Source organism: Streptomyces sp. NPDC001970 (genome assembly GCF_053594115.1).
On the sequence record NZ_JBSFDW010000007.1, the window covers coordinates 154,423 to 170,471 of the forward strand.

15 protein-coding genes and 1 pseudogene are annotated in these 16,049 nt (G+C 70.8%); 13 read left to right on the forward strand and 3 right to left on the reverse strand.

The window, feature by feature from the left end; all coding sequences use genetic code 11:
* Positions 1–719: 719 nt before the first annotated feature.
* From ACWCP0_RS11820 to ACWCP0_RS11860, 9 genes are all read left to right on the forward strand, one after another.
* A complete protein-coding gene (locus ACWCP0_RS11820) occupies positions 720–1,484 on the forward strand; it encodes an enhanced serine sensitivity protein SseB (RefSeq protein ID WP_451078671.1) in 765 nt (254 codons plus the stop codon).
* 112 nt (positions 1,485–1,596) lie between these two features.
* Positions 1,597–2,400 carry an enhanced serine sensitivity protein SseB C-terminal domain-containing protein gene (locus tag ACWCP0_RS11825; RefSeq protein WP_451078672.1) on the forward strand — a complete coding sequence of 268 codons (804 nt, stop codon included), beginning with the start codon at positions 1,597–1,599 and terminating at the stop codon, positions 2,398–2,400.
* Positions 2,401–2,643: 243 nt separating this feature from the next.
* Positions 2,644–4,314: an ABC transporter substrate-binding protein gene (locus tag ACWCP0_RS11830; RefSeq protein WP_451078673.1), complete on the forward strand. Its 1,671-nt coding sequence runs from the start codon at positions 2,644–2,646 to the stop codon at positions 4,312–4,314.
* Between the two features lie 105 nt (positions 4,315–4,419).
* Positions 4,420–5,424: an ABC transporter permease gene (locus ACWCP0_RS11835; protein ID WP_451078674.1), complete on the forward strand. Its 1,005-nt coding sequence runs from the start codon at positions 4,420–4,422 to the stop codon at positions 5,422–5,424.
* A complete protein-coding gene (locus ACWCP0_RS11840; RefSeq protein ID WP_451078675.1) occupies positions 5,424–6,386 on the forward strand; it encodes an ABC transporter permease in 963 nt (320 codons plus the stop codon). Before ACWCP0_RS11835 ends, ACWCP0_RS11840 begins: the two co-directional genes overlap by 1 nt.
* 8 nt (positions 6,387–6,394) lie before the next feature.
* A complete protein-coding gene (locus ACWCP0_RS11845) occupies positions 6,395–7,387 on the forward strand; it encodes an ABC transporter ATP-binding protein (protein WP_451078676.1) in 993 nt (330 codons plus the stop codon).
* The gene (locus ACWCP0_RS11850; protein WP_451078677.1) at positions 7,384–8,766 is read left to right on the forward strand and encodes an oligopeptide/dipeptide ABC transporter ATP-binding protein; all 1,383 of its coding nucleotides are present in this window, start codon (positions 7,384–7,386) and stop codon (positions 8,764–8,766) included. Before ACWCP0_RS11845 ends, ACWCP0_RS11850 begins: the two co-directional genes overlap by 4 nt.
* Positions 8,767–8,898: 132 nt before the next feature.
* A complete protein-coding gene (locus ACWCP0_RS11855; protein ID WP_451078678.1) occupies positions 8,899–9,558 on the forward strand; it encodes a trimeric intracellular cation channel family protein in 660 nt (219 codons plus the stop codon).
* A 56-nt stretch (positions 9,559–9,614) separates the two neighbouring features.
* A complete protein-coding gene (locus ACWCP0_RS11860) occupies positions 9,615–10,478 on the forward strand; it encodes a thioesterase family protein (RefSeq protein WP_451078679.1) in 864 nt (287 codons plus the stop codon).
* A gap of 24 nt (positions 10,479–10,502) precedes the next feature.
* Here the strand turns inward: ACWCP0_RS11860 and ACWCP0_RS11865 are convergent.
* Positions 10,503–11,331: pseudogene (locus ACWCP0_RS11865) on the reverse strand (alpha/beta fold hydrolase).
* 10 nt (positions 11,332–11,341) lie between these two features.
* On the reverse strand, positions 11,342–12,073 hold the full coding sequence (locus ACWCP0_RS11870; RefSeq protein WP_451078680.1) for a TetR family transcriptional regulator: 732 nt from the start codon (positions 12,071–12,073) through the stop codon (positions 11,342–11,344).
* A 91-nt stretch (positions 12,074–12,164) separates the two neighbouring features.
* Here ACWCP0_RS11870 and ACWCP0_RS11875 point away from each other — a divergent pair, with 91 nt between their 5' ends.
* The 3 genes from ACWCP0_RS11875 to ACWCP0_RS11885 all read left to right on the forward strand — a co-directional run bounded on the left by ACWCP0_RS11875 (position 12,165) and on the right by ACWCP0_RS11885 (position 14,031).
* On the forward strand, positions 12,165–12,326 hold the full coding sequence (locus ACWCP0_RS11875) for a hypothetical protein (RefSeq protein ID WP_451078772.1): 162 nt from the start codon (positions 12,165–12,167) through the stop codon (positions 12,324–12,326).
* An 18-nt stretch (positions 12,327–12,344) separates the two neighbouring features.
* A complete protein-coding gene (locus ACWCP0_RS11880) occupies positions 12,345–12,620 on the forward strand; it encodes a DUF4190 domain-containing protein (protein ID WP_451078681.1) in 276 nt (91 codons plus the stop codon).
* A 247-nt stretch (positions 12,621–12,867) separates the two neighbouring features.
* Positions 12,868–14,031, forward strand: a complete 1,164-nt coding sequence (locus ACWCP0_RS11885) for a cysteine desulfurase family protein (RefSeq protein WP_451078682.1) — start codon at positions 12,868–12,870, stop codon at positions 14,029–14,031.
* 69 nt (positions 14,032–14,100) lie between these two features.
* Here ACWCP0_RS11885 and ACWCP0_RS11890 read toward each other — a convergent pair whose 3' ends face one another.
* Complete coding sequence (locus ACWCP0_RS11890) at positions 14,101–14,784, reverse strand: N-acetylmuramoyl-L-alanine amidase (protein WP_451078683.1); 684 nt, start codon at positions 14,782–14,784, stop codon at positions 14,101–14,103.
* A 107-nt stretch (positions 14,785–14,891) separates the two neighbouring features.
* Between ACWCP0_RS11890 and mnmA the strand changes: the two genes are divergently transcribed.
* Positions 14,892–16,034 (forward strand): tRNA 2-thiouridine(34) synthase MnmA, encoded by a 1,143-nt coding sequence (gene mnmA, locus ACWCP0_RS11895; protein ID WP_451078684.1) that lies wholly within the window; start codon positions 14,892–14,894, stop codon positions 16,032–16,034.
* Positions 16,035–16,049 lie beyond the last annotated feature (15 nt).

Here is a 16,049-nt window from a genome sequence, read left to right on the forward strand (position 1 = left end):
AGCGTCGGACGGGCTCCGTACGTGCCGGTAGCTCAGGTGCCGGATCCGCCCGACGCCTGTCGGCACCTCGAGCGCCGGACGGGCTCGGGGTGTGTCTGGTGTCGCCCGGTGGGCGGGGGCGTTTCGTCCTCGAGCGTCGGACGGGCTCCGTACGTGCCGGTAGCTCAGGTGCCGGATCCGCCCGACGCCTGTCGGCACCTCGAGCGCCGGACGGGCTCGGGGTGTGTCCGGTGCCGCCCGGTGGGCGGGGGCGTTTCGTCCTCGAGCGTCGGACAGGCTCCGTACGCCGGTACCCCAAGTGATGGGCGGGCTTGGAGTGAGCCGGTACCGCCCAGGTGCCGGATGGGCTTCGTACGCATCAGTAGCTCAGGTGCCGGATCCGCCCGACGCCTGTCGGCACCTCGAGCGCCGGACGGGCTCAATGCGTGTCGGCACCTCGAGCGCCGGACGGGCCTGAGGTGAGCCGGTGTTGGCCGGGGCCGGGCCGAGTGGGTGCCGTTCTCGAACGCCTGCCGGGCTCACTCGGAGCCCGAGGGTGGAGGAACCCCACGCCCGCAGGGCGTGGGGAGGAGCCTTGGGGGCTCGGGGGCGGGAGCCCCGATGCGGGGAGGGCCGGGGCGGGGCAGAGTCCGATATGCGGCCCCGCGCCCCGCTAGCGTTACCCTGCTGGCGCAGGACATCGCGCCCGGAACGGGCGGACGGGGAAGCAGGGGAACGCAGTGGACACGACTTGGCCCGCCAATGAGCTCGAAGAGGTGCTCGCCGCGTCGCTCGGCAATCCCGGGGCCGGCGCCCGTCTCGTCGAAGTGCTCGGGCGGAGCCACATATGGGTGCCGCTGCCCAACGGCGGCGGACCCGACAGCCCCAGCCTCGACCTGCCGACGGTGGACATCGACGGAGCGCCGTACGTGCCCGTCTACAGCTCGCAGCAGCAGTTCCTGCAGTGCGTCGGCGACCACGTGCCCGGCACCGTCGCGCCCGCGATCGAGTTCGCCCGCGGCCTCCCCCCGCAGCTCGGGATCGCCGTGAATCCGGGCGGCGCCGTCGGCGTACCGCTGCCGCCGCCCGCCGTCGCCGAGCTGTGCAGGGGAGGGCGCACGCCCCTCGACGGGGGCGCCACCGGGGGCAGGGTGCGGCTGTTCGAGCCGGACTGGCAGGACGAGCCGATCGACTTTCTCGCCGCCGCCGCCGGGGAGTTCGAGGAGACCGGCGTCGTCCAGACCGCCCGCCGCGTCCTCGCCAGCATCGAGGGCGACGCGCCGACGCTGTTCATCGGTGTCCAGCTCTCCGCCTGGGAGGGCCACCACCGCACCGCCCCCATGGACGCCCTCGGCCGTGCGCTCGGCCGCGTGGCCGTGAAGTGGCCGGTCAACGTGGTCCTCCTGGACATCGCCCAGGACCCCGTCGGCGACTGGATGCTCAACCGGGTGAGGCCCTTCTACATCCGGCAGCACCCGCACTCGCACGCCCAACCGCACGTGTAGTCGTCAAGTCGGTGTCAGTATCGCCGCTTAAGCTGGTTTGATGACGTGGCCGCCGCACTTGCCCGGTGCGGCCGCACACTCCATGGCGGATCGAAGAGGGGCGGGACCCAGAGTGAGTGCGTCAGGCACCGCGGCGGCCGGGCAGGTCGAGCACATGCTGCGCCAGGTGACGCCCGGACGCTATGACGCGTACGAGGCGCTGCTGCACGCCCTCGCCGAAGGCCGGCTCTGGATGCTGCTCTGGCACGGCCGCGCAGGCTCCCCCGACGCCCAGTACGGGAACATGGAGGTGGACGGCCAGGGATACGCCCCCTGCGTCACCTCCGCCCAGGAGCTCGCCGCCTCCGGCTGGAACCGCGCGCACGAGGTCGTCACGGGCACCGACATCGCCCGCGCCCTCTTCCCCGACCGCTGGGGCATCTGGCTCAATCCGCACGCGCCGGGCGGCGGCGTCGGCATTCCCTGGCCCGACCTGCGCCGGATCGCCACCGGCCTCGACCGGATGCCCGCGGGACCGCTGCGGCTGACCGAGCCCGCCATCGAGATCCCCCAGTTCTACGCCCTGCTCACGCAGAACGCCCACCGCACCCCCGCCGTCCGCTCCCTCCGCAGAGCCTGGGTGCAGCCCGCACTCGGTGCCCCGTATCTCGCCATCGGCCTCGATCTCTACGACACGGGGCAGCAGTCCGTCGACGCCGTCCGCACGATGATGCAGCAGTCGATCGCCGCCGTCCCCGACGGGCTCCCCGTCTCCACGGTCGCCATGTCCGACGAGTACGACCCGGTGACGATGTGGCTGCGGGCCAATGCCCGCCCGTTCTACGACCGTGAGGCGCACGGCGTACCGCCTCAGCAGCCTGGGTACGGATACCCTCCCCCTGGCTTCGCCGGGGGGACCCGCAGCCAGTACCACTGACCCACCCCGCCCCGCCGTCACACCACCGCAGGCCGACATTTCGTCCACCTGCCGGTCCCCTGCACAACAGCGCTTTGTGTCCGGGAAGTTAACCGAAGCGCTGCGATGTCCCGCAACCGCCCGATTTGGCAAGTGTCCGGGTCTCAGGTCGGTATCACCGCTATGCGGACTGTTCTCTGGTCTGGGACTCGTGAGTAGTGTTCGGCCGGTCAAGACCACACATGGCGACCCAGGGGTGGACCCATGCGAATATTCAAGTCCCGAGCCGCTCGGGCGATTACGGCGGTCCTTGCGGTCGGCCTCATCGCCACCGGCTGCTCGAGTGAGCGTGGCACGGACGGCGAAAAGGGTGGGGCCAAGGACACCTTTGTCTTCGGTGCCCCGGGTGACCCGGGCTCGCTCGACCCGGCCCTCGCGAGCGACGGAGAGACGTTCCGCGTCACCCGTCAGGCCTTCGAGGGCCTGCTCGAGCACGAGTCGGGCGGCAGCGAGCTCGTCGGCGGTCTCGCCGAGAAGTGGTCCAGCGACCCGGCCGGCAAGGTCTGGACGTTCAACCTGCGCAAGGGCGTCAAGTTCCACGACGGCGAGGCGTTCAACGCGGCCGCGGTCTGTGCCAACTACGACCACTGGTTCAACTGGACGGGCACGTACCAGTCGAGCGCGGTCTCGTACTACTGGCAGACCATCATGGGCGGCTTCGCGAAGAACGAGGACAAGGAGACGCCGAAGGCGAACTACAAGTCCTGCACCGCGAAGGACGAGAGCACGGCGGTCATCGAGGTCAACGAGACCTCTGCCAACCTGCCCGGCGGCTTCTCGCTCCAGGCCCTGGCGATCCACTCGCCGAAGGCGATCGCCGAGTACAAGAAGCAGGACGCGACCGCCAAGGGCGACGCGATCACGTACCCCAAGTACAGCCAGGAGGCCGGCACGGTCGCCGGCACCGGCCCGTACAAGATCACGAAGTGGAACAAGGGCAACAAGGAAGTCACCCTTGAGCGCTTCGACGACTACTGGGGCGACAAGGCGAAGGTGAAGAACCTCGTCTTCCGCACGATCGACACCGAGGACGGCCGCCGCCAGGCGCTGCAGGCCGGCGACATCGACGGTTACGACCTGGTCGCACCCGCCGACATCAAGACCCTCGAGAGCGCCGGCTTCAACGTGCCGACCCGTGACGTCTTCAACCTCTTCTACGTCGGTATGTCCCAGGAGAAGCTCCCGGCGCTGAAGAAGCCCGCCGTGCGCCAGGCCATCGCGCACGCCATCGACCGCGAGAACCTGGTCAAGACGCAGCTGCCCGAGGGCGGCAAGGTCGCGACGCAGTTCATGCCCGACACGGTCGCCGGCTTCTCGGAGAACGTGACGAAGTACCCCTTCGACACGGCCAAGGCCAAGTCGCTGCTCGCCTCCGCCAAGGAGAGCAACCTCGCGATCGAGTTCTGCTACCCGACCGAGGTCACCCGCCCGTACATGCCCGCTCCGCAGGACATGTTCGAGCTGATGAAGGCCGACCTGGAGAAGGCCGGCATCAAGGTCACCCCGAAGCCGATGAAGTGGAACCCGGACTACCTGGACGCCACCGAGGCCGGCTCCTGCGCCCTGCACATGCTCGGCTGGACCGGTGACTTCAACGACGGCTACAACTTCATCGGCACCTGGTTCGCCGAGTACGACAAGCAGTGGGGCTTCAAGGACGCCAAGGTGTTCGCCGACGTGAAGGCCGGATCGGTCGAGGCCGACGCGACCAAGCGCACGGAGCTCTACAAGAAGGCGAACGAGACCATCATGGCGTACCTGCCCGGTCTCCCGATCTCGTCCTCGCCGCCGGCGATCGCCTTCGGCAAGAACGTCAACCCGCCGAAGGTCTCCCCGCTGACGCAGGAGAACTTCGCCGAGGTCTCCTTCAAGTAACACACCGCATGGGGTCCGCCCGGCCACGGAACACCGGTGGCCGGGCGGACCCGCATCTCATTGCCGTACCACTCGTACTACATACGTAAGAAAGGGGCATGCGGGGTGTTGCGACTCGTCGTACGACGACTGCTCCAGCTGATACCCACCCTGCTCGGCCTGTCGGTTCTGCTCTTCATCTGGCTGAACCGGCTGCCCGGCGGACCCGCCTCAGCGATCCTGGGTGAGCGGGCGACCGAAGCCGAAGTGGCGCGCATCAACCGGGCGCTGGGACTCGACCAGCCGCTCCACGTCCAGTACGGCCGCTTCCTGAAGCGGCTCTTCGAACTGGACCTCGGCACCTCGGTCCAGACCGGCCAGCCGGTGTGGGACGAGTTCGTGCTGCGTTTCCCGGCAACGGTGGAACTCAGCATCGCCGCAATGATCATCGCCATCGCGGTCGGCATCCCGCTCGGCTACCTCGCGGCGCGCAAGCGCGGCGGCTGGCTCGACGTGGCGTCGGTCTCCGGATCGCTGATCGGGATCTGCATCCCGGTCTTCTTCCTCGCACTGCTCCTGAAGGGCATCTTCTCCGTCGAGCTGGGCATCTTCCCCAGCTTCGGCCGCCAGTCCACCGGCATCGACGCGACCTCCGTGACCGGCTTCGCCGTCCTCGACGGTGTCCTCACCGGGGAGTTCGACGCCTCCTGGGACGCGATCATGCACCTGGTGCTGCCGGCGCTCGCCCTTGCCTCCATTCCGCTCGCCGTCATCGTCCGTATGACCCGGGCCAGCGTGCTGGAGGTCCTCGGCGAGGACTACATCCGCACCGCCGAGTCCAAGGGGCTCGAGCGGAGGGTCGTCCGCGGTCGGCACATCATGCGCAATGCGCTGCTGCCCGTGGTCACCACGATCGGCCTGCTCACCGGCAGCCTGCTGTCGGGCGCGGTGCTCACCGAGTCGGTGTTCTCCTTCGGCGGCATCGGTTCCTTCATCCGTACCGCGATCGACGCCCGTGACTACCCGGTGCTCGTCGGCTTCATCATGTTCATCGCGATGGTGTACGTCCTGATCAACCTGCTGGTCGATCTCGCGTACAGCGTCATTGATCCGAGGGTGCGGGTGCACTGATGAGCCTGCAGACAACCAAGACGTCCAAGATCGACCGGCTCGCCGAGCTCACGGCGAAGACCGAGTCGTCCAGCGGCGCGAGCCTGTGGCGCGAGGCGTTCCGCCGACTGCGCGGCAGCAAGATGGCGATCATCGGTGCCGTGATCATCGCGGCGTTCGTCGTGGTCGCGATCGTCGGCCCGTGGTTCGCCCCGTTCACGCCGACCGAGCAGACCTGGCGCGGCGAGGTCTTCCCCAACCAGGGCAGGTTCGTCGGAGCGCGCGGCGAGAACTGGTTCGGCCTGGACCACCTGGGCCGCGACACGTTCTCCCGGATGCTCGTCGGCGCCCGGCAGACGCTGCTGGTCGGTGTGGTCTCCATGCTCATCGGCCTGATCGTCGGCGCCGTGGTCGGCGCCGTGTCGGGTGCGGCGGCCACCCTCGGCGGGCGCACGGGACAGCGCATCGACGATGTCGTCATGCGCGTCACCGACATCATGCTGGCGCTGCCCTCGCTGCTCCTGGCGGTCTCCATCGCCGCGGTGATGGGCCAGTCGCTGACGACCGTGATGATCGCCGTCGGTGTGGTGCAGGTGCCGATCTTCGCTCGGCTGCTGCGCGGTTCGATGCTTGCGCAGGGCGGCAGCGACTATGTGCTCGCGGCGCGCGCCCTCGGCGTGCGCAAGCGGCGCATCGTGATGACCCAGATCATGCCCAACTCGCTGAGCCCGGTGATCGTCCAGGCGACGCTCAGCCTCGCCACCGCCATCATCGAGGCCGCGGCGCTGTCGTACCTGGGCCTCGGCAACCCCGACCCCGCCATCCCCGAGTGGGGCGTCATGCTCTCCCAGGCGCAGCGTTTCTTCGACAACGCGCCCATGATGTCGGTCTATCCGGCGGTCGGGATCATCATCACCGCCCTCGGCTTCACCCTGCTCGGCGAGGCCATGCGCGAAGCCCTCGACCCGAAGCTGCGAGGTTGATGTCAGTCATGCCACTGCTCACTGTGGACGAACTCACCGTCACCTTCGGCGGACGCGGCCGCAAGGACGTCAAGGCCGTCAACGGGGTCTCCTTCTCCGTGGACCAGGGCCAGGTCGTCGGCCTGGTCGGCGAATCGGGCTGCGGGAAGTCCGTCACCTCGCTGGCCCTGATGGGCCTGCTCCCGCGCAAGGGCGTCACCCTCGGCGGGCGCGCGGACTTCGACGGCGGCGACCTGCTGTCGATGAGCCAGTCGAAGATCCGTGATCTGCGCGGCAGCAAGCTCGCGATGATCTTCCAGGACCCGCTGTCCTCGCTGAACCCGGTCATCCCGATCGGCGTGCAGGTCACCGAGATCCTCCAGCGCCACCGCGGCATGAAGGGCGAGGCCGCCCGCAAGGAGGCCGCGCACCTGCTGGACCGGGTCGGCATCCCCGACCCGGCGCGCCGGCTCAAGGAGTACCCGCACCAGCTCTCCGGCGGCATGCGGCAGCGTGCCCTCATCGCCATGGCGGTGGCGTGCGCACCGCGACTGCTCATCGCCGACGAGCCGACCACCGCGCTGGACGTGACGATCCAGGCGCAGATCCTCGAGCTGCTCAAGGAGCTGGTGGACCAGGAGGGCACCGCGCTGCTGATGATCACCCATGACCTGGGTGTCGTCGCCGGGCTGTGCGACCAGGTCAACGTGCTGTACGCGGGCAAGGTCGTCGAGTCGTCGGGCCGGCGCGAGCTGTTCGCGCATCCGACGCATCCGTACACGCACGGGCTGCTCGGCTCCATCCCGCGGCTCGACGCCCCGCGCGGCGAGCCCCTCAACCCCATCCGCGGGTCCATCAATGACCAGATCGCCTGGACCGAGGGCTGCGCCTTCGCGCCGCGCTGCGACCGCTACGAGATGGGCTGCCTGACCGGTACGCCCGAACTGACCGAACCACGCGAGGCCGGACACCAGGCCCGCTGCGTCAACCCGGTCCTGGCCACGACGGAGGTCTCGGTATGAGCCTGCTCGAACTCGACGGAGTGAAGGTCCACTTCCCCGTCAGGAAGGGCATCCTCTTCGACCGTACGGTCGGCCACGTCTATGCCGTCGACGGCGTCTCGCTGTCGGTCGAGGCGGGCCAGACGTACGGCCTCGTGGGCGAGTCCGGCTGCGGCAAGACCACGCTCGGGCGGGCGGTGCTGCGGCTCGTCGACATCACCGACGGCGAGGTCGTGCTGGACGGTACGGACCTGGCGAAGCTCCCCGAGAAGGAGCTGCGGTCGTTCCGTCGGCGACTCCAGATGGTCTTCCAGGACCCGCTGGGCAGCCTCAACCCGCGGCAGAACATCGAGTCGATCCTGAGCGAGGGCATGGCCGCGCACGGGATCGGCGCTAACCAGGACGAGCGCCGGGAGAAGATCAAGGAGATCCTGGCGAAGGTGGGGCTGCCGTCGAACGCCCTGTCGCGCTACCCGCACGAGTTCTCCGGCGGCCAGCGCCAGCGGATCGGCATCGCCCGGGCGCTGGTGCTCGAACCGGACGTCATCATCTGCGACGAGCCGGTCTCCGCGCTGGACGTGTCGATCCAGGCACAGGTCATCAACCTCCTGGAGGAGCTCCAGGAGTCGATGGGCCTGACCTATCTGGTCATCGCCCACGACCTCGCCGTCGTCCGGCACATCTCGGACGTCATCGGCGTGATGTACCTGGGCTCGCTGGTGGAGGAGGCGCCGAGCGACGCGCTGTACGCAGAGCCGAAGCACCCGTACACCAAGGCGCTGATGTCGGCGGTGCCGGTGCCGGACCCGGAGGTCGAGGACCACCGCGAGCGCATCCTGCTGGTCGGGGACCTTCCGTCGCCCGCGAACCCCCCTGCGGGCTGCCGCTTCCACACGCGCTGCCCGTGGAAGCAGGACACGCTGTGCGCCACGGACCGGCCCGAGCTGAGGGACCTGGGCTCCGGCCACAAGGTGGCGTGCCACTTCGCGGCCGAGATCGCCTCCGGCGAGATCACCCGCACCTCTGGCGAGGTCGTCCCGGCGGTGCGTGAGGGTGTGGAGGACGCGGAGGTGGACGTGCCGTCGGCGACCTCCGCGACCCGGACGGAGGGCGTGGAGGACGTGACCCGGACGGAGGGCGTGGAGGACGCGACCCGGACGGAGGGCGTGGAGGACGCGGCCACGCAGGACGCAAGCGAGGACGCGGACGAGGACGCGGTTCCGGCCGAGGTCGAGGCCACGGTTCCGGCGCCCCGCGAGGAGGCGGCCACGGACGACCGCGAGGGCTCCGAGGACCCGGTTGAGGCGGCCGATGCCGGTGAATCCGGCGAGTCCGGCGTCCCCGGCGAGTCCGACGACTCCGGTGAGGCCTCGGAAGCGCCGGCGAAGCAGCCGAGCTGAGCCGTGGGGCCTGGGGGCCCGGGGACCGGCCACGGTCCCCGGGCCCCTGGTCCGTGGGCGGTCGTTCCGCGGTCCGTTCCCCCGCCCCGGGGGTGGATCGGGACCCTGACGCGCAGCCTGCACAATTGGGCGGTGCTCCACGAACTGTTCACGCCCTCCGTCCAGCATGTGCTCGACCTCGCCGGGATCTTCGTCTTCGCCATCTCCGGCGCTCTTCTCGCCGTACGCAAGAACTTCGACGTCTTCGGCATCGCCGTCCTCGCCGAAGTCACGGCCCTGGGCGGCGGACTGTTCCGGGACCTGGTCATCGGCGCCGTGCCGCCCGCCGCGTTCACGGATCTCGGCTACTTCCTCATGCCGCTCGTCGCCGCCGCGCTCGTCTTCTTCCTGCATCCCGAGGTCGAGCGCATCCAGGGCTCGGTCAACGTCTTCGACGCCGCCGGGCTCGGCCTCTTCTGCGTCACGGGGACGACCAAGGCGTACGAGTACGGCCTCGGCCTCACGTCGTCCGCGGTCCTCGGCCTGGCCACCGCGGTCGGTGGCGGCGTCCTGCGCGACGTGCTCGCCAACGAGGTGCCGTCGCTGCTCCGCTGGGACCGCGACCTCTACGCCGTCCCCGCCATCGTCGGCGCCGCGATGGTGGTGCTCTGCATCCGCTTCGACGCGCTCACCGCCGTCACCAGCGGACTCGCCGTGGTGACGACCTTTTTCCTGCGACTGCTCGCCATGCGCTTCCACTGGCGGGCACCGCGCGCCTGGAACCGCCGGTCCGCCGGGGCGGAGGAGGCCTGAGGCGCACGCACCCAGGAAAGCTACCGCTTAGTAGTTATCTGTTGTACGGTTCAGGCATGGCACAGGTGGCACAGGCAACCATCGGGAACAGCGAATTCGACCGCGACACCGCTGTCGCCCTGCGAGACCCGGACGTCCCCGGCGTGTACGACGCGGAACTCTCCGCCGGCTGGACGATCATCCACGCCGTCAACGGCGGCTATCTGCTGGCGCTGCTCGGCCGTGCCCTCGGCGACGCCCTGCCGCACCCGGACCCCTTCAGCGTCTCGGCGCACTACCTCAGCCCGTCCGCGCCCGGCCCCGCCGTGATCCGCACCGAGACCATCCGCACCGGGCGCACCCTCTCCACGGGCCAGGCCTCCCTCTTCCAGTACGCCGAGGACGGCACCGAGGTCGAGCGCATCCGCGTCCTCGCCACCTACGGCGACCTCGACGGCCTCCCCGACGACGTCCGGACGACCGCGAAGCCGCCGGCCATCCCGCCGTACGAGCACTGCCTCGGCCCGGCCGACGGCCCCGCGCCCGCGATCCCCGGCTCCTCGGCGATCACGGAGCGGCTGAACATCAAGCTCGACCCCGCCACCGTCGGCTGGGCCGTCGGCGCGCCCTCGGGCAAGGGCGAGATGCGCGGCTGGTTCGGGCTCGCCGACGGGCGCGACGCCGATCCGCTCTCGCTCCTGCTCACGGTCGACGCGCTGCCGCCGACATCGTTCGAGCTGGGCCTGAAGGGCTGGACCCCGACGGTCGAACTCACCACCCACGTACGGTGCCGCCCGGCCCCCGGTCCGCTGCGGGTCGCGATCACCACCCGCAACCTCGCGGGCGGCTTCCTCGAGGAGGACGCCGAGGTCTGGGACAGCGCGGACCGCCTGGTCGCCCAGTCCCGCCAGCTGGCGAAGGCGCCGCTCAGAACCGCCTAGGGGGCTCCGGGTCTTCTTCCCCGGTCACCCCGTACTGAAGTGGCCGCTGATTGCCGCGGTCAGCTCGGCCTGGGCGCCCTCCTGGACGAGATGGCCCGCCCCGTCGATCAGCCGCAGGCGCGCGCCCGGGATGAGGGCCGCGAGCTCATGGGCCTTCGTGACAGGAATCCACCTGTCCTCGGCACCCCAGCAGATGAGCACGGGCAGCGACAACTCCCCGTACCGCGGCTGGATCTCGTCGGTGAACCGCTGGGCGTTCTGCGCGATCTGCCGGTAGAAGGCCGGCTGCCGTCCTCGTCGCACCACGGCTCCACGAGCCGCTCCAGCACCCTGGGCGCGAGCGGGGCGTGCGCGGCGGAGCTCACGCACTCGCGCACCAGCGCCCGGTGCAGCGCCGCCGGAAGCTGCTCGAAGACCTCCGGGTGTCCGCCGAGCAGCCGGTGGGTGGGCGACCCCCAGGGCGCGAGCGCCACCGGGTCGACGAGCCTGAGCCGGCGGTAGCGGGCGCCGTGCAGGAGATGGGCGCGCAGTGCGACACAGCCGCCGAAGTCATGCGCGGCGACGAGTGGTTCCCCAAGGCCCCAGTGGGCGAGCAGCTCGGCGAAGACCTGGGCCTGGGCGCGCAGTGACACGTCCTGGCCCGGATGCATCTGCGAGGCGCCGTATCCCGGCATGTCCCAGACGAAGACCTGATGGTCCTGCGCCGGCGCGCGGGCGACGGAGCGCCGGACGTACGAGGAGAACGGCGTCCCGTGCAGCAGGACGACCGGCGGGAGGTCGGGGGGCCGAGAAGCGCCGGGCGGACCTCGCCCGAGGAGCTTGCGAAGCTACGGTCGAGAATCCAGTCGCTCATGATCGGCAGGCTATCGATCCCGGCGGCCGCGGGCAGCGGCGTTCTCCAGCCAGTGACGGCGGCCCAGCGAGACCAGACGCAGACGGTCGCGGGCGGCGCGGGCGACGTCCTCTTCGGCCGGCAGTCCGTCGGTCCTGCCGTTCCCCCCGGTACCGTCCGCTCCGCCGGTGCCACTGGCCCCGCTGGTCTCCTGGGCCTCCAGGGCCTCCTGGGCCTCCAGGAACGCCGACGCGGTCATCACCATGTGATCGACGTACATCCCGGCGAGCATCCGCACGTCCGCCTCGCTCCAGCCCGCGGAGGCCGGCTCCCGGGCGAGTGCTTCGGCCACCTCCTCGGTGAAGCGGCGCAGTTGGGTCGCGATGGCCGCGCGGACCCGGCCGACGCCTCCGTGCCGTTCGCGCGCGATGAAGCGGAAGTGGGCCGGCTGCTCCCGTACATGACGGGCGATGAGAGCCACGGTGCGTTCGATCCGCAGCTCGGCGTCGCCCGTCTCCGCCAGGATCTCGCCGATGAGCCCGTGGAGGCTGCCGAGGGTCTCCTCGACCAGAGCCACGCCCAGCTCCGCGAGATCCGCGAAGTGCCGGTAGAACGCGGCCGGTGCCACCCCGACGGCCCGGGTCACCTCGCGCAGTCCCAGGCTGCTCAGACTCTGGTCCTCCAGGAGCCGCAGCGCCGCGTCCAGGAGTGCCTGACGGGTCTTCATCTTCTGGGCCTGGCGGATGCCGACGGTGTGACTCATGACATTCAGTAAACAACCGTTCTCCGGTTCTGGGAAGCTTAGACTGGGTAGTCAGTGAACAGTTGTACTCACTTCGTTCCGCGAAAGGCTGATGATGATCGCCCTCGTCGCCGCGCTCCTTCTCCTGGGAGTCCTTCTGGGTGCCGTGGCTCAGATTCCGCTCCCCGCGTCCGTCGTCGCCGCCGCCGTCATCGGCGCCTGGCTGCTCGCCTTCGCCGTACGTGAGCGGCTCGCGCGCCGCCGCGCCCACTGACCCCCCGGGAGCCGGACCATGGAACTCGCCCCCTCCGCCCGCCGGTTCGCCGGGACGACACGGGACGCCGACGGCATGGCCGTCGCCGCGTTCGTGCTCGGTCTGGTCGGCCTGCTCGTGATGAACGTGATCCTCGGCCCCGCCGCGGTCGTCCTCGCCGGACTCGCCCTGCGGCGAGGGACCGCCCGCCGTGGCCGTGCCTTGCTCGGCCTGGGCCTCGGCGTCGCCGATCTGGTCGTCCTCGCCGTGCTTCTGAGCGGCAACGGGACGGTCGCCTGGCACTTCGGAGGCTGAACCGGGTCCGTCCGCCGGTGCGTCCGCGCCGGTGCGTGCGACCGTGTGTCCGCGCGCGTCCGCGCCCGTACGGCTCGCCCCGTGAACACGTACGGCCCGACGCACGGACACGTACGGCTCGGCCCAGGAACACCGGGCGAACCGGCCGGCAGGTGAGCGCCGGCCCCGTTGCCCGCCCGCGGCCGACCGGTCCGGCACCCCGGCGGCGCAAGCCCGGCGTCCGGCGGCTCGTAGAATCGTGGGCACCATGGCTTACCTCGACCACGCCGCGACCACTCCGATGCTTCCGGAGGCGATCGAGGCGATGACCGCCCAGCTCGCCCTCACCGGCAACGCCTCGTCGTTGCACGCCGCGGGCCGCCGAGCCCGCCGTACCGTCGAGGAGGCCCGTGAGACGCTCGCCGAGGCGCTCGGGGCGCGACCCAGCGAGGTCGTCCTCACCTCCGGCGGCACGGAGGCGGACAACCTCGCCGTGAAGGGCCTCTACTGGGCCCGCCGCGACGCCGACCCGCGCCGCAACCGCGTTCTGGCCGCGCCCGTCGAGCACCATGCCGTGCTGGACGCCGTGCACTGGCTCGGCGAGCACGAGGGCGCGAACGTCCAGTACCTGCCCGTCGACCAGTACGGACGCGTGCTCCCCGAGGCGCTGCGCGAGGCGATCGAGCGCGACCCGGACGACGTGGCCCTCGCCACCGTCATGTGGGCCAACAATGAGATCGGCACCGTCATGCAGGTCCGCGAACTCGCGGACACCGCAGCGGAGTTCGGCATTCCGATGCACTCCGACGCCGTGCAGGCCTTCGGGCAGCTCGACGTCGACTTCGGCACGTCCGGCCTCGCGGCGATGACGGTGAGCGGCCACAAGATCGGCGGCCCGTACGGAATCGGCGCCCTGCTGCTGGGCCGCGAGTACAGCCCGGTGCCGGTCCTGCACGGCGGCGGCCAGGAGCGCCACGTACGCTCCGGAACCCTCGACGTGCCCGGCGTCGCCGCCTTCGCCGTCGCCGGTCGGCTCGCCGCCGAGCGGCGCGCCGACTTCGCCCGTGAGATCGGCGGACTGCGCGACAAGCTCATCGAGGCCGTCCACAGTGCCGTACCGGACGCGATCCTCGGCGGCGACCCCGAGAACCGGCTCCCGGCCAACGCCCACTTCATGTTCCCCGGCTGCGAGGGCGATTCGCTGCTGCTGCTCCTGGACGCCCAGGGCATCGAGTGCTCCACCGGCTCCGCGTGCACGGCCGGCGTCGCCCAGCCCAGCCATGTCCTGCTGGCCACCGGCACCGATCCGGACCTGGCCCGCGGCACACTCCGCTTCAGCCTCGGCCACACCTCGACGGATGCGGACGTCGAGGCGGTCGCGAAGGTCATCGGCCCGGCGGTCGAGCGCGCGCGGACGGCCGGGCTCAGCTGAAGCGCGGACGGCCGGGCTCCAACGGCCGCCGTGCTCTGCCGACGGCCGGGCACGGTCGACTCCCGGGGCTCAGCTCGCGGTCGTCGTCGCGGGCTCCGGCGGAGCGGCAGCGGCCTCGCGCACCAACCGTATGTACCGGTCCCAGTCCCAGTGCGGACCGGGATCGGTGTGGTCCGTGCCCGGCACCTCGACATGGCCGATGATGTGCTTCCGGTCCACCGGCATCCCGTACCGCTTGCATATCCCGGCCGTGAGCCGCGCCGATGCCGCGTACATCGCGTCCGTGAAGCCCTCGGGCCGGTCCACGAAGCCCTCGTGCTCGATCCCGATGCTCCGCTCGTTCATGTCCCGGTTCCCCGCGTGGAACGCGACGTCGAGCTCGCGGATCATCTGGGCGATCCGGCCGTCCTTGCCCACCACATAGTGCGTGGCCGCGCCGTGTCCCGGGTCCTTGAAGACCTTCAGGGCGGTCGGATAGCTGCCCTGGACGACATGGATCACGATCCGGTCGATCGTGTAGTCGTCGGGCCGGTCCGCCCGCCGCCAGTTCGCCCGAGCCGCCGCCGTCCACGCCGCGCCCACGTGGTCGAGCTCCCCCTCCACCCGCTTCTTCTCCATGCCCGGCATCCGCCACCAGGCACGCTTCAGCTCGTCCCGAGCCGCCACCCCCACCCCGACGAGGGCCGCCCCGCCGCCGATCAGCACGGTCCGACGGCCGACACCGCCCTGCGCGGCCTTGCCCCTGCTCCCCATGCCAGCCCTCTCCACCTGCCCGTGCCACCGCTGTCCGGCCCGCATCAACCTCCCGAACGTTTACTCGCGCGCCTTCGGTTCCCGTGGCCCCGTACCCTGGTAGGGCTATGACTCAGACACCCCAGCGCCCCCTCCGTGTGCTCGCCGCCATGTCCGGCGGTGTGGACTCTGCCGTCGCCGCCGCCCGTGCCGCCGAAGCCGGGCACGACGTCACCGGGGTGCACCTGGCCCTGTCCGCGAACCCGCAGTCCTTCCGCACCGGCGCGCGCGGCTGCTGCACCATCGAGGACTCGCGCGACGCCCGCCGCGCCGCCGACGTGATCGGCATCCCGTTCTACGTCTGGGACCTCGCCGAGCGCTTCCGCGAGGACGTCGTCGAGGACTTCATCGCGGAGTACGAGGCGGGCCGCACGCCGAACCCCTGTCTGCGCTGCAACGAGAAGATCAAGTTCGCCGCGCTGCTGGACAAGGCCCTGGCGCTCGGCTTCGACGCCGTGTGCACGGGCCACTACGCCACGGTGGTCGTCCGGGAGGACGGCACCCGCGAACTGCACCGCGCGAGCGACATGGCCAAGGACCAGTCGTACGTCCTCGGTGTGCTCGACGAGCGGCAGCTCGCCCACGCGATGTTCCCGCTCGGCGACACCCTCACCACCAAGGACGAGATCCGCGCGGAGGCCGAGCGCCGCGGTCTCGCGGTGGCGAAGAAGCCCGACAGCCACGACATCTGCTTCATCGCCGACGGCGACACCCAGGGGTTCCTGGCCGGCCGGCTCGGCAAGGCCGAGGGCGACATCGTCGACGAGTCCGGCACGAAGCTGGGCAGCCACGACGGCGCCTACGGCTTCACCATCGGCCAGCGCAAGGGTCTGCGCATCGGCCACCCCGCCCCCGACGGCAAGCCGCGCTACGTCCTGGACATCTCGCCCGTCAACAACACGGTGACGGTCGGACCCGCCGAGGCCCTCGAGGTCACCGCCCTCACTGCGATCAAGCCCCGCTGGTGCGGCACTGCCCCGGCCGGCCCGGGTACGTACACGGCACAGCTGCGCGCCCACGGCGGCGAGACGTCGGTGAGCGCCGAACTCGTCGACGGCTCGGAGCTCCGGGTCACCTTCGCCGAGCCCGTGCGCGGCGTGGCGCCCGGCCAGGCGATCGTCCTGTACGACGGGACGCGCGTCGTCGGCTCGGCGACGATCGCGACGACGACGCGGCGCGGGGCGGACGCGGTCGTCGCGGGCCGTGGCTGAGCCGACGATCCGCGT